General features: G+C 67.4%; 10 protein-coding genes and 1 pseudogene. 5 read left to right on the plus strand and 6 right to left on the minus strand.

Annotated elements, in window-relative coordinates; genetic code table 11:
• Positions 1 to 14 precede the first annotated feature (14 nt).
• On the minus strand, positions 15 to 686 hold the full coding sequence (locus ROA7023_RS04910; RefSeq protein ID WP_085877928.1) for a TetR/AcrR family transcriptional regulator: 672 nt from the start codon (positions 684 to 686) through the stop codon (positions 15 to 17).
• Between the two features lie 132 nt (positions 687 to 818).
• Here ROA7023_RS04910 and ROA7023_RS04915 point away from each other — a divergent pair, with 132 nt between their 5' ends.
• The 4 genes from ROA7023_RS04915 (at position 819) to ROA7023_RS04930 (ending at position 6,528) form a co-directional block, all read left to right on the plus strand.
• Complete coding sequence (locus tag ROA7023_RS04915; RefSeq protein ID WP_085877929.1) at positions 819 to 2,855, plus strand: NADH:flavin oxidoreductase; 2,037 nt, start codon at positions 819 to 821, stop codon at positions 2,853 to 2,855.
• Between the two features lie 20 nt (positions 2,856 to 2,875).
• Positions 2,876 to 4,111, plus strand: a complete 1,236-nt coding sequence (locus ROA7023_RS04920) for an aromatic ring-hydroxylating oxygenase subunit alpha (protein WP_085877899.1) — start codon at positions 2,876 to 2,878, stop codon at positions 4,109 to 4,111.
• A gap of 6 nt (positions 4,112 to 4,117) precedes the next feature.
• Positions 4,118 to 5,188: an FAD-binding oxidoreductase gene (locus tag ROA7023_RS04925; RefSeq protein WP_085877900.1), complete on the plus strand. Its 1,071-nt coding sequence runs from the start codon at positions 4,118 to 4,120 to the stop codon at positions 5,186 to 5,188.
• Between the two features lie 179 nt (positions 5,189 to 5,367).
• Positions 5,368 to 6,528 (plus strand): mechanosensitive ion channel family protein, encoded by a 1,161-nt coding sequence (locus ROA7023_RS04930; protein WP_234992029.1) that lies wholly within the window; start codon positions 5,368 to 5,370, stop codon positions 6,526 to 6,528.
• 21 nt (positions 6,529 to 6,549) lie between these two features.
• Here ROA7023_RS04930 and sthA read toward each other — a convergent pair.
• Both sthA and ROA7023_RS04940 read right to left on the minus strand, forming a co-directional pair.
• Positions 6,550 to 7,943, minus strand: a pseudogene (sthA, locus tag ROA7023_RS04935) (Si-specific NAD(P)(+) transhydrogenase).
• A 129-nt stretch (positions 7,944 to 8,072) separates the two neighbouring features.
• Positions 8,073 to 9,098: a LacI family DNA-binding transcriptional regulator gene (locus ROA7023_RS04940; RefSeq protein WP_085877901.1), complete on the minus strand. Its 1,026-nt coding sequence runs from the start codon at positions 9,096 to 9,098 to the stop codon at positions 8,073 to 8,075.
• 95 nt (positions 9,099 to 9,193) lie between these two features.
• Between ROA7023_RS04940 and ROA7023_RS04945 the strand changes: the two genes are divergently transcribed.
• On the plus strand, positions 9,194 to 10,384 hold the full coding sequence (locus ROA7023_RS04945) for a phytanoyl-CoA dioxygenase family protein (RefSeq protein WP_085877902.1): 1,191 nt from the start codon (positions 9,194 to 9,196) through the stop codon (positions 10,382 to 10,384).
• A 100-nt stretch (positions 10,385 to 10,484) separates the two neighbouring features.
• Here ROA7023_RS04945 and ROA7023_RS04950 read toward each other — a convergent pair whose 3' ends face one another.
• From ROA7023_RS04950 to ROA7023_RS04960, 3 genes are all read right to left on the minus strand, one after another.
• Positions 10,485 to 11,258: an ATP-binding cassette domain-containing protein gene (locus ROA7023_RS04950; RefSeq protein WP_085877903.1), complete on the minus strand. Its 774-nt coding sequence runs from the start codon at positions 11,256 to 11,258 to the stop codon at positions 10,485 to 10,487.
• Positions 11,258 to 12,322 carry an ABC transporter permease gene (locus ROA7023_RS04955; protein ID WP_085877904.1) on the minus strand — a complete coding sequence of 355 codons (1,065 nt, stop codon included), beginning with the start codon at positions 12,320 to 12,322 and terminating at the stop codon, positions 11,258 to 11,260. The genes ROA7023_RS04950 and ROA7023_RS04955 overlap by 1 nt, the downstream gene beginning before the upstream one ends.
• Before the next feature lie 98 nt (positions 12,323 to 12,420).
• The gene (locus tag ROA7023_RS04960; RefSeq protein WP_085877905.1) at positions 12,421 to 13,437 is read right to left on the minus strand and encodes a sugar ABC transporter substrate-binding protein; all 1,017 of its coding nucleotides are present in this window, start codon (positions 13,435 to 13,437) and stop codon (positions 12,421 to 12,423) included.
• Positions 13,438 to 13,547: the final 110 nt, after the last annotated feature.

Genomic DNA, 13,547 nt, shown 5'->3' on the forward strand with positions numbered 1-13,547 from the left:
GGGGCGGGCGCATGTCAACTGGCACCCCGAGACCGGCCACCGGACCCCGACAGCCCCGCTCGGTGCCGGTGGCGCGAGGCGAAGCGCTCGACGTCCTCCGACGTCGGGGCCCGGCCGGTGAAGGTCGCGACATAGGCCGGCATCCGCGCCAGCCGGTCCGGCAGCGGTTCTACAGTAGCCATCGAGATATAGCCGACCTGCGTCAGATAAAGCGTGCGGGCGCGGACGTCCGACTCCTCCGGGTCATGGCCATGGCGGGCGAACATCGCCGTCAGCGCGGCAAGGCGGGCGGCGTCGGTGGCGGCGACCGCCTGCTTGAGCGGCGGCGAGGATTGCGCCCAGTTGCGAATTGCGAAATCGAGCCGGGCGTCGAACAGCTCCGGCGAGATCCAGCAGTCGAAGACGTTGAGCACCGCCTCGGCGATCGTGGCGGCCCAAAGCTCGGACTGGCGCACGAGGTTTCCGGTGTTCTTCTCCTGCCAGCGGCGCACGAGCGCATCGAGCAGCGCCTCGCGGTCCGGGAAATGCCAGTAAAAGCTGGTCCGCGACAGGCCCAGCGCGGCGGCCATGGCGCCGATCTTGATCTGCCCGACCCCGCGCGAGACCAGGATGTCATAGGCCGCGTCCAGCCACACATCGGCAGAGCCGCGCCAGCCCGCCGTCCGCGTCTCCGCACCTGTTGTCATCGCCGTCCCCTCCGCATGAAGCCCGATGTCGCAAAGACGCCGGCCGTTGTCGTGACTGAACACGACACAGGTGTCGAGTTTCGCGACAAGTCTGTCGAAATTGCCGCCATGTGGTCCGAGGAGAGCCGCCCGATGTCGACCGATCCGCTGTTGCAGCCCTACCAGCTCAAGCATCTGACGCTGAGAAACCGGATCATGACGACCAGCCATGAACCCGCCTACCCCGAGGACGGGATGCCCAAGGACCGCTACCGCGCCTATCACGTGGAACGGGCCCGGGCCGGCGTCGCGCTGACGATGACGGCGGGCTCGGCCGCAGTGTCGCGGGATTCGCCGCCGGTCTTCAACAACGTCCTCGCCTATCGGGACGAGGTGGTGCCGTGGATGAAGAAGCTGACCGACGAATGCCACGACCACGGCTGCGCGGTGATGATCCAGCTCACCCACCTGGGCCGCCGCACCCACTGGAACAAGGGCGACTGGCTGCCCGCCGTCTCGACCGGGCACGAGCGCGAACGCGCCCACCGGGCCTTTCCCAAGAAGGTCGAGGACTGGGACATCGCCCGGATCATCACCGATTACGCGGACGCCGCCGAACGGATGCAGGCGGCCGGCCTCGACGGGATCGAGCTTCAGGCCTACGGCCACCTGATGGACCAGTTCTGGTCCGAGCGCGTGAACACGCTCGACGGCGCCTACGGCGGCTCGCTGGACAACCGCCTGCGGTTCACCTTCGACGTGCTGGACGCGATCCGCGGGCGGGTCGGGCCGGACTTCATCGTCGGCATCCGCTATACCGCCGACGAGGCGGCCGAGGGCGGGATCTCGGTGGCCGAGGGGCTGGAGATCTCGCGCCGGCTGGCGGGCAGCGGCCAGGTCGATTTTCTCAACGTCATCCGGGGGCATATCGACACCGACCCCGGCCTGACCGACGTGATCCCCGTGCAGGGGATGAAGAACGCGCCGCACCTGGATTTCGCCGGCACCATCCGGGCCGAGACCGGGATGCCCACGTTCCACGCCGCCAAGATCCCCGATGTCGCGACCGCCCGGCACGCCGTCGCCAGCGGCCTGCTGGACATGGTGGGGATGACCCGGGCGCACATGGCCGACCCGCATATCGTCCGCAAGATCATCGAGAAGCGCGAGGACGACATCCGCCCCTGCGTCGGCGCGACCTACTGCCTCGACCGGATCTACCAGGCGGGCGACGCGCTGTGCATCCACAACGCCGCCACCGGGCGCGAGCTCTCGATGCCCCATGACATCCCCGCCGCCGAGGCGCGGCGGAAGGTCGTCGTCGTCGGCGCGGGCCCCGGCGGGCTGGAGGCCGCGCGGGTCGCCGCAGCCCGCGGCCACGAGGTCGTCGTGCTGGAGGCCGCGCCTGACCCGGGCGGCCAGATCCGGCTGACGGCGCAATCGCCGCGCCGCAGAGAAATGATGTCGATCATCGACTGGAGAATGTCGCAATGCGCCGCTCGCGACGTCGAATTCCGGTTCAATACGTGGGCCGAGGCGGCGGACGTCGAGGCGCTCAGCCCCGACGTCGTGATCGTCGCCACCGGCGGCCTGCCGGACACGGATGTGCTGAAGGAAGGGAACGATCTGGTCGTGTCGACTTGGGACATCATCTCGGGCGATGTGAAGCCGGGCTCGCGCGTGCTTGTCTATGACGACGCGGGCGACCATGCCGGCCTGCAGGCCGCCGAGATCATCGCCAGGTCCGGCGCCCATGTGGAGATCATGACGCCCGACCGGTCCTTCGCCCCCGACGTGATGGCGATGAACCTGGTGCCCTACATGCGCACGCTGCAGGCGCTCGATACGCGCTTCACCGTGACCTACAAGCTGTCGTCGGTGCGCCGCGAGGGCAACCGCCTGATGGCGGTGATCGACAGCGATTATGCCGACCTCGGGCAGGAGCGGGAATTCGACCAGATCGTCGTCAACCACGGCACCCTGCCGATGGACGAGATCTATCACGCGCTGCGCCCCGGATCGTCGAACGACGGCGCTGTCGACCAGGACGCGCTGATCGCGGGCCGGCCACAGGCGGTCGAGGCCAACCCGCACGGCACCTACCAGCTGTTCCGGATCGGCGATGCCGTCTCCGCCCGCAACACCCATGCCGCGATCTATGACGCGTTGCGGCTGGTCAAGGACCTCTGACACCCGCGATGGAGACCTGAATGCTTCGTGACGCCGACATGCTGTCCAACCTGATGCGCCGCAAGCCGAAGCATTCGCTGCCGCGCGCCCTCTATACCGACCCCGCGATGTACGAGGTCGATCTGGAGCGGCTCTGGTACGCGGAATGGTTGTTCGCCGTCCCCGGCTGCGAGATCCCGAAGCCGGGCAACCATGTGACCCTGCAGATCGGGGCCTATTCGGTCATCGTCGTGCGCGGGGCGGACCGGGTGATCCGGGCGTTCCACAATTCCTGCCGCCACCGCGGGTCGCGCATCTGCCAGGCCGAGAAGGGCTCCGCCCCCAAGCTGGTCTGCCCCTACCACCAGTGGACCTACGAGCTTGACGGCCGCCTGCTCTGGGCGCGCGACATGGGGCCCGATTTCGACGCGCGCAAGCACGGGCTGAAGCCGGTCCATTGCCGAGACGCGGGCGGCATGATCTTCATCTGTCTCGCTGACGCGGCCCCCGCGTTCGACGCCATGGCCGAGGCCACGCACGCCTATTTCGGGCCCCACAGGCTGGACGACTGCAAGGTCGCCTATGAAAGCACGATCACCGAACAGGCCAACTGGAAGCTGGTGCTCGAGAACAACCGCGAGTGCTATCACTGCTCCGGCTCGCACCCGGCGCTCTGCGTGACCTTCGACGACAACCCCAACATCGCGGGCGACGGCAGCGGGGCCGAGGATCCGGCGATCGCCGCCCATCTGGCGCGCTGCGAGGCGGCCGGCCTGCCGGCGCGCTACCACGGCTCGGACGATTTCCAGTGGCGGATGATCCGCGTGCCGCTGCTGGGCAAGGGCGTAAGCTACACGATGGACGGCAAGGCCGCGGTGTCCCGCATGGTCGGCGACGTGACCCTGCGCGAGGCCGGAACGCTGCTGTTCTACCACTACCCCAACACCTGGAACCATTTCCTGTCCGACACCGTGCTGCTGTTCCGCGTCCTGCCGATCGGCCCGAAAGAGACCCAGGTCACCACCAAGTGGCTGGTCAACAAGGACGCGGTCGAGGGCGTGGACTACGAGCTGCCCCGCCTGACCGAGGTCTGGACCATGACCAACGACGAGGACCGCGCCATCGTCGAGGAGAACCAGCGCGGCATCGACAGCCCGGCCTACGAGCCCGGCCCCTACTCCGAGTTGCAGGAAAGCGGCGTGATCCAGTTCGTGGATTGGTACGCCGACAGCATGACCGACCGGCTGACCGGCCGGCGCCTGCACGCGGCGGAGTAACCGGCGATGGACGGCTCCCTGCCCCCCAAGGCCCCGTGGTCCGACAGCGAGACGCTGGAATGCATCATGGTGATCCCCGAGACGCCGAACGTGGCGACATTCGCCTTTCGCGCCCCCTCGGGATCGTGGTTCGACTATCGCGCGGGCCAGTTCATCACGCTGGAGCTGCCCCTGCCCGGCGGCCCGGTGGAGCGGACCTATACCCTGTCCACCAGCCCGTCGCGGCCGCTCAACGTCTCGGTCACGGTCAAGGCGCAGGCGGGCAGCATCGGGTCGCGCTGGATGCTGGACAACCTCCGCCCGGGGATGCGGATCAAGGCCTATGGCCCTGCGGGGATCTTCCATCTGCCCGAGAAGCCGGACGGGAAATACCTGCTGATCGGGGCCGGGTCCGGCATCACACCGATGATGTCCATGGCGACCTATCTCTATGATTACGGCAACAACACCGACGCCCGGCTGATCGCCTGCGCCCGCCGCCCGTCAGAGCTGATCTTTCGCCACCGGCTGATGCAGATGGCCTCTCGCGTGCCGGGCCTGCGCCTGTCCTTCGCCGTCACCGAGGAAGAGCCCTATGACGTCTGGACCGGCTATCTCGGCCGGTTCAACCAGCTGATGCTGTCGCTGATGGCGCCTGATTATCTGGAGCGCGACGTCTATTGCTGCGGGCCAGAGCCGTTCATGCAGGTGGTGCGGGATTCGCTCAACGCGCTCGGCTACGACATGGACCGCTACCACCAGGAGACCTTCGTCGCCCCGGTCGAGACCGTGGCCGACGAGGTCGAGATCGACGACGTGGTGCCCGACGAGGCCGCCACTGCCGAGGTGTCCTTTGCCCGCTCCGGCGTGTCGGTGCCGTGCCACGAGACCGATACCGTGCTGGCCATGGCGCGGGCCAACGCGGTGCGCATCCCCTCGGGCTGCACCTTCGGCGTCTGCGGCACCTGCAAGGTCAGGAAGCTCTCGGGCGAGGTTCACATGGTCCACAACGGTGGCATCGACGAGGACGCGATCGCGGCGGGCTATATCCTCGCCTGCTGTTCCAACCCCATCGGCCGGGTCGAGATCGAGGCCTGAGCCGGCCACCCGGGCGCCGCGCAATGTTCCCAACTTGTCGCTGAGCGGGCACCGGGGGGCGCAGTGCCGAAAAAGCGGGCATCGCCGGGCCGATGGCCGATGCCCGCCCCGGCCACGGCTTGCCGCCGGGCCGCGCCTGCGGTGCTGAGGGGACACCGGCAGCAGACCGCAGGAGCCGCATGGATCCCCCCGAGGACGTCGACCAGATCATGGGTGAAGTGGAGCAGGCCATCGGGCTGCTCGAGAACATGGTGCCCGCCGCGATCTGGCCCTGGCTGATCGTGAGCCTCGGGGCGCTCCTGGCATTGCTGGTCCACGCGCTGCTGTGGCGGCCGATCCGCCGATTCTGTGCCGGGCGCGAGGGGCTGGTCTTCGTGGTGCTGCCGCGGCTGCGCAGACCCAGCCGCCTGTTCCTGCTGATGCTGGTCAGCCTGCTGCTGGTCAATGTCGCGGGCCTGCCGCCGGGCTGGCGGTCCGGCCTGTCGCAGCTGGCCGCCGCGACGCTGATGATCGTCGTCGGTTGGGTGCTGATCGCGGCGCTCGACGTGGCCTGCGAGCGGGTTCTCGGGCGGCTGCCCGGCGACATCGAAGAGAACTTCGCCGCCCGCAAACAGGCCACCCAGGCCCGGATGATCCAGCGCATCGGTCGCCTGCTGATCGTGCTGCTGACCGCTGGCCTGGTGCTGTCGAGCTTCGACTCCGTGCGCCAGTTCGGTGTCAGCCTCTTCGCCTCGGCGGGGGCTGCGGGCCTGGTGCTGGGCTTTGCCGCGCGGCCGGTCCTGGCCAACCTGATCGCGGGCATCCAGATCGCCCTGACCCAGCCGATCCGCATCGACGACGTGGTGATCGTCGAGGGCGAGTGGGGCTGGATCGAGGAGATCGCCTCCACCTACGTCGTGGTGCGGGTCTGGGACTGGCGTCGGCTGGTCGTGCCGCTGAGCTACTTCATCGAGCAGCCGTTCCAGAACTGGACGCGGGAAAGCGGGTCGATCATCGGCGCCGTGACCTGGCATCTGGACTTCACCGCGCCGGTGTCCGAGATCCGCGCCAAGCTGGAACAGATCGTGGCCGCCTCGCCGCGCTGGGATCGCAACGTGGTGAACCTTCAGGTCACCGACAGTGACCGGCAGACGATCACGATCCGCGCCTTGATGAGCGCCCGGACCTCTCCGATCGCCTGGGACCTGCGCTGCGAAGTCCGCGAGGCGATGCTGGACTGGCTCCGGACCGAGCATCCCGGCAGCCTGCCGCGCAGCCGGGGACAACTGCACATGGCCCCGGACGCAGAGATCGACGCGGGCTTCGGCCAGCCTGTTCTGCGCCGGGCCGGGGGCGGCTGAAACCAAGGCAAAGCCGCGTCGTCAGGCGCCCATGCGGTTCCAGGCATCGAGCCCCGCGACCTTGTAGGCCTCCGCCAGGGTGGGATAGTTGAACGTGTTCTCGACGAAGAAATCGACCGTGCCGTGCAGGTTGATGACCGCCTGGCCGATATGTACCAGCTCTGTCGCGCCCTCGCCCACGATGCTCGCCCCCAGCAGGCGGCGGCTCTCAAGATCGAAGATCAGCTTCAGAAAGCCGGCGTTGACCCCCATGATGTGGCCGCGCGACGTCTCGCGAAACCGCGCCACGCCGCATTCGTAGGCGATGCCCTCGGCCTTCGCCTGCTCCTCCGAGAGGCCCACAGTCGAGATTTCGGGCACCGCGTAGATGCCATAGGGAAAGGTCTCGGGCGGCGGCGGCAGCTGGACCCCGAAGGCGTGGCAGGCCGCGACGCGGCCCTGCTCCATCGAGGTCGAGGCGAGGCGAGGCTGGGAAAGCCGATCACGTCGCCCGCGGCATAGATGTTGGGCACCTCGGTCTGGAAGGTCGACGGATCCACGTTCAGCCGTCCGCGGCTGTCGACCGACATGCCCACCGAGTCGAGGTTCAGGCTGCCGACATTGCCAGAGCGCCCGGCGGCGAACAACAGCGTCTCGGACCGCACCTTGCGCCCGTCCGACAGCACCGTGGTGACCCCGGTCGCATCGGTGGTGACGCCGTCGACCTTGGCGCCAAGGCGGATCGTCATGCCCCTGTCGCGCATCTGGTGGATGAACTCGTCGACGATCTCGCGGTCGACGAAATCCAGGATCGTCTCGCGCGATTCGATCAGCGTCACGGGCACGTCCAGCGCCGAGAAGATCGTCGCGTATTCGGTGCCGATCACCCCGCCGCCGATCACGGTCAGCGACCGTGGCAGGGTCTTGAGCTCGAGGATCTCGTCGCTGTCGAAGACCCGCGTCCGGTCAAATGGGATAGTGTCGGGCCGGTGGGGCCGGGTGCCGACGGCGATCAGCGCATTCTCGAATTCGACCTTGGAGACCTCGCCAGTCTCCGTCGTCAGCTCCGCGGTATGGGCATCGAGGAAGCGCGCCGTGGCGAAGGCACTGCGCACGCCGTTGCGCATGAACTGATGCTGCAGCACCTCCACCTCGTGATCCAGGGTCTTGTGCAGCCGCTGCAACAGGTCACCGGCCGAGATCTCGGCCTTCACCCGGTAGCCGGCGCCGTAGAAACCGCGCTCGCGAAAGCCCGAGAGGTTGAGCACGGTCTCGCGCAGCGTCTTGGACGGAATCGTCCCGGTGTGAACCGAAACGCCGCCAAGCCGCGAACCGCGATCCACCACAAGCACCGATTTGCCAAGCTTCGCCGACTGGATCGCCGCGCGCCGCCCGGCAGGCCCGGAGCCGATCACCAGCATGTCGATCTTTTCCATCGCGGTCCCCTCTTTCCTTGTGCCCCAGCAGACCCGCAAACGCCCCGTGGTGCAATTGCAGAGGCCGCGGTCGCTGCGCCGCGCGGACAAGCTGCACAGGAATGCGGCAGCGCAGCGCGTCGGAGCCCATCACCCCCGGTCGAAAGGGGTCGCGATGGCGATGGGCGAGGGCGCGATCGCGAAATCACGCGGCAGCAACCCGTGATGCCGCAGGAACAGCTGGCAGGCGGCCCGCGCGTCCTGCCGCAGGTCATGGTGGATGACGAAGGTCAGCCGCTTGTCCGCCAGGAGGGCCCGGTTCTCGGAATCGAGGTCATGGGCGGCGAAGGCCAGGCACATCCGGCCCTGCGTCTCGAAGGCCCTCAGGATCGCCCGGTTGCCCCCGCCGATGGAATAGACCGCGCAGATCTCCCGGTCCGTTTCAAGCGCCGCCAGCGTCAGGTCGTGGGTGGAGCGGTCGATGCCCATGCCTTCCGAGATGACAACCGCCCGCAGGCCCGGAAACTCGGCGGCCAGCACCTCGCGGAACCCCCTGGCCCGGTCGTCCTCGCCCAGGAACCGGGCACTGGACAGGGTCAGCAGGACCGCGCCCGCGGGGTCTCGGTGACCGGTGAGCATGCGCCCCATCAGCCAGGCGGCCGTCGCCCCGGCAGCGCGATTGTCGAGCCCGATATAGCCCAGCCGCGCCGTGTCTGGCAGATCGGTCACGTAGGTCGCCACCGGGATCCCCGCGCGGATCAGCGCCGCTGCCATGTCCGACGTGCGGGGCCCCGCCGGCAGCTTGAGCACAACCCCGTGGCTGCCCCGCCGCCGGATCGCGGCCACCAGCGCGGCAAGCTCGCCATGGCTCATCCGTTCCGCCAGGTGAAACCGCGCCGAAAAGGCGGCCGGACGGACGGTCGGCATCTCCGCCTCGAAGGCCGCGCGGACGGCGCCGTTGAACCGTTTCGGCGCCTCCATCACCACGTCGAGCGCAAAGCGCCGCCCCACCAGCCGCGCCTGGGCATATTGCCTCTCAAGCTCGCCGATCGCGGCCTCGACCCGGGCGCGTGTGGCCGGCCGGACACCTGGCCGGAGGTGCAGGACCCGGTCCACGGTCGCGAGGCTCACCCCGGCCTGAAAGGCGATGTCCTTGATCGGGAATCGATGCTCCATGGCGCATTCTGAGGTGTTCTTGAGGTCTTTTCCAGCGCCGGGCGGCCGTCGGCGCGGCTAGTCTTGCCGCCATGGGACGACGGGAGGAGCAGACCATGGACACCAGATCGACCATCGCCACGCGTCGCGACGCCGTGTGGCTGACGCCCGACAGCGGCGATTTCGAGACGTTCAGAACGCTGATGGCCGGGGCCGAGACGCCGGACCTGCCCCTGTCGGACGGGCAGGCCCAAGGCATTCCGCTCTATGACGGCGCCCGGGTGCGGGCGGCGGCCCCGCGGATCGACGATCGTCGCGACCTCATGGCAGAATGGACCTCGGTCCTGGCCGAGGGCCCCGGGATCGTCATCGTCAAGAACGCCATGTCCGACCTTGAGGCGCTCGACCGCGCGACGGAGGTTTTCGAGACCCTGATCGCGGAGGAAAAGGCCGCCGGCGCCGGCGCGGGCGATCATTTCGCCAAGCCCGGCGCCAACGACCGGGTCTGGAACGCCGCGGAAAAGCACTGCCTCGCGGATCCAGCCGGCTTTGCCCGCTACTATGCCTCGGACGCCATCGCCATGGCCTCGGAGGCCTGGCTGGGCCAGGGCTACCAGGTCACCGCGCAGGTCAATCGGGTCAATCCGGGCGGCACGGCCCAGACCGCGCACCGGGATTATCACCTGGGCTTCATGTCGCCGGCGCAAATGGCGGGCTTTCCAAGCCATGTCCACGGGATCTCGCCGGTGCTGACCCTGCAGGGGGCCGTTGCCCATTGCGACATGTCACTCGAGAGCGGTCCGACCCTGTTCCTGCCCCACAGCCAGACGTTCTTCGAAGGCTACCTCGCGTTCAGTCGCCTGGAATTCCAGGCCTATTTCGCCGACCACCACGTGCAGGTGCCGCTGGCAAAAGGCGACGCGGTCTTCTTCAACCCGGCCGTGATGCACGGGGCGGGCACCAACAGCACCGCCGACATCCGGCGCCTGGCCAACCTGCTCCAGATTTCGTCGGCATTCGGCCGGGCGATGGAAAGCTTGAACCGCGACGCCATGTGCGCGGCGCTCTACCCCGCGTTGCTCGAGACCATGGCCCAGGGAACCCTGACCGAAACGGAGCTCTCCAACGTGATCAGGGCCAGCGCCGAAGGCTACGCCTTCCCGACCGACCTCGACCGCGATCCCCCGGTGAACGGCCTCGCCCCGCAAACCCAGGCCGAGCTGATGCAGGCGATGCTGGCCGAACGTCAGCCGACCGAAAAGGCCCGCGAGATGCTCATCACCCAGGCCGCACGCCGCAAGACCTGAACCATAAGGCGCCCGGCACGCAATCGGGCGCCCGCCGCACCGTGTCCCCGGAACGGGGGCACGGTGCTTCCCCTGTGCGCACGCAGTGCGCTCAATCAGGTCAGGCCGCTTCCATCTCGGTCGGCTCCTTGGCGCCGGTCATGAACGCCACCGCATCGGACATCGAGTGGTCCTTGGGGTCGATGACACACAGCCGCTTGCCAAGGCGATGCACGTGGATCCGGTCCGCCAGCTCGAAGACATGTGGCATGTTGTGCGATATCAGGATGATCGGGATCCCCCGGCCTCTCACGTCCTGGATCAGCTCCAGAACCTTGCGGCTCTCCTTCACACCCAGCGCAGCCGTCGGCTCGTCGAGGATGATGACCTTCGACCCGAAGGCCGCCGCCCGGGCCACGGCGACCCCCTGGCGTTGCCCGCCAGAGAGCGTCTCGACCGCCTGGTTGATGTTCTGGATCGTCATCAGCCCCAGCTCCGACAGCTTGGCCCGGGCGAAATCCTCCATCGCCTTGCGGTCGAGCTGCCGGAAATACTGGCCCATGAAGCCCGGTTTGCGGATCTCGCGCCCCATGAACATGTTGTCGGCGATCGACAGGGCCGGGCTCATGGCGAGCGTCTGGTAGACCGTCTCGATACCGGCGTCGCGGGCATCCGTCGGGGCAGAGAAACTCACCTTCTTGCCCTCGAGCCTGACCTCGCCCGCGTCGGGAATGACAGCCCCCGACAGGGCCTTGATCAGGGTCGACTTGCCCGCACCGTTGTCTCCGATCACGGCGAGGATCTCCCCCCGCCGCAATTCGAAATCGCAATGATCGAGCGCGGTCACCTTGCCGTAGCGCTTGACCAGGTTCGTTCCTGTAAGAATGGGTTCCATCAGGCTGATACCTTTCTGATCCATTGGTCGACGGCGACGGCGGCGATGATCAGCACACCGATGAAGAAGTAGGTCCACTGGGCGTCCGCCCCCAGCAGCCGCAGGCCCAACGTAAAGACCCCGACGATCAGCGCCCCGAACAGCGCCCCCAGGATCGAGCCGCGCCCGCCGAAGAGCGATATGCCCCCGATCACCACGGCGGTGATCGATTCGATGTTCGCTTCATAGGCCGAGGTCGGAGAGACCGATCCGATCCGACCGATCAGGGCCCAGCCAGCGAAGGCGCAGATCAGGCCTGACAGCATATAGACCGACATCAGCGTCCGGCGGACATTGACACCCGACAGCTGCGCCGCTTCCGGGTCGTCGCCCACGGCATAGACATGGCGGCCCCAGGCCGTGTGTTTCAGGACCCAGGCCAGGATCAGCATGAGCACGATCATGAACACCACGCCGACCGTGAACACCGCGCCCCCGATCTGGAACTTGGCGCCCATCAGTTGCAGCAACGGCGCCTCGGCCTCGATATCCTGCGATCGGATCGTTTCGTTCTGCGAATAAAGATAATTGGTCGCCAACAGCACCTGCCAGGTGCCGAGCGTGACGATGAAGGGCGGCAGCTTCATGCGGCTGACCAGCAGACCGTTGAGACCGCCGCAGGCGGTGCCGACGATCAGGCCGCAGACCACGGCAACGGAAGGCGGCAGGCCGTAGCGAAAGGCGAACTGCCCCATCACGACCGACGACAGGACCGTTATCGCGCCAACTGACAGGTCGATGCCCGCGGTCAGGATCACCAGGCTTTGCGCGGCGGCGACGATGCCGACGATCTGAACCTGTTGCAGGATCAACGTCAGCGCGAATGGCGAAAAGAACTTAGAGTCGAGCAAGGCGCCGAAGATGATGATGGACATGACCAGCACGATCAGCGGCACCAGCGCCGGGGTCACATGCAACGCATGATGGAAACGATGGATCAGCCCTTTGCGCTCGTCCTCGAACTCGGCGAACTTCTCGTCCCGCTTGCCTTTGACGACGTCTTCGTAGCTGTCTGATTGGGCCATGGCCGGTCCCTCCCGTGACTGGCGATTGGGACAAGGCAAGCCACGGGGGCCTGCCTTGCCGTCATGTTCTCAGGAACTTTCCCTGTCTTGGGGCCGGATCAGCCCCAGCAGAGCTCCAGCCCTTCCTCGACCGAGATCGACTCCACGCCCTCGACCGGCTGGTCGGTGACGAGGGCGACGCCCGTGTCGAAGAAATCCTTGCCTTCGGTCGGCTCGGGCAACGTGCCGTCTTCCGCGTATTGGGCAATCGCTTCGATGCCGAGTGCGGCCATGCGCAGCGGATACTGCTGCGCAGTCGCGCCGATGATGCCCTCGGCGACGTTCTGGACACCGGGGCAGCCGCCGTCGACCGATACGATGGTCACGCCGTCTTCCATCCCGAAGGATCTCAGCGCCTCGTAGGCGCCCGCCGCGGCCGGCTCGTTGATCGTGTAGACGAGGTTCACGCCCGGATCCATCGCCAGGATGCTCTCCATGGCGGTGCGGCCGCCCTCTTCGTTGCCGGCGGTCACGTCGCTTCCGACAATGCGCGGATCGTCCTCGTCACCGTTCACGTTCGGGTTGGCAAGGTCGATGCCGAAGCCCTCGAGGAAGCCTTGGTCGCGCAGCACGCCGACAGTCGGCTGGCTGACCGCGAGGTCGAGCAGCGCGATCTTGGCATTTTCGGCGTCCTCGCCCATGCGGCCCGCGGCCCACTGGCCGATCAGCACGCCCGCGGCGAAGTTGTCGGTGGCGAAGGTCGCATCGGCGGCGTCGGCCGGATCCAGCGGTGTGTCGAGCGCGATCACCAGAAGGCCCGCCTCGCGCGCCTGGTTGACGGACGACACGATCGACGATGTGTCGGACGCGGTGATCAGGATCCCGGAAGCACCCGATGCGATGCAGGTTTCGATCGCCTGCACCTGGGTCTCGTGGTCACCGTCCACCTGGCCGGCGAAAGTCATCAGGTTGATGCCGAGTTCTTCGGCCCGCGCGGTGGCGCCTTCGCGCATCTTCACGAAGAACGGGTTGGTGTCCGTCTTGGTGATCAGGCATGCGCTGGTCTCATGCGCCGCGGCGTGGGCGCCGGAGGCGGCCCCGACGGCCAGTGCCGTTCCAAGCAAAAGCTTTTTCATGTCTCTCTCCCATTTGTTCGCTTGCCGGGCAAGCCGGCCGACCACACCCCTCCAAGGTGTGGTTGGCTCAACCTTTCCTCAAACCAACCGCCGCGTCAATAAATAATTCA

The sequence above is a fragment of the Roseisalinus antarcticus genome (genome assembly GCF_900172355.1).
GTDB lineage: Bacteria > Pseudomonadota > Alphaproteobacteria > Rhodobacterales > Rhodobacteraceae > Oceanicola > Oceanicola antarcticus_A.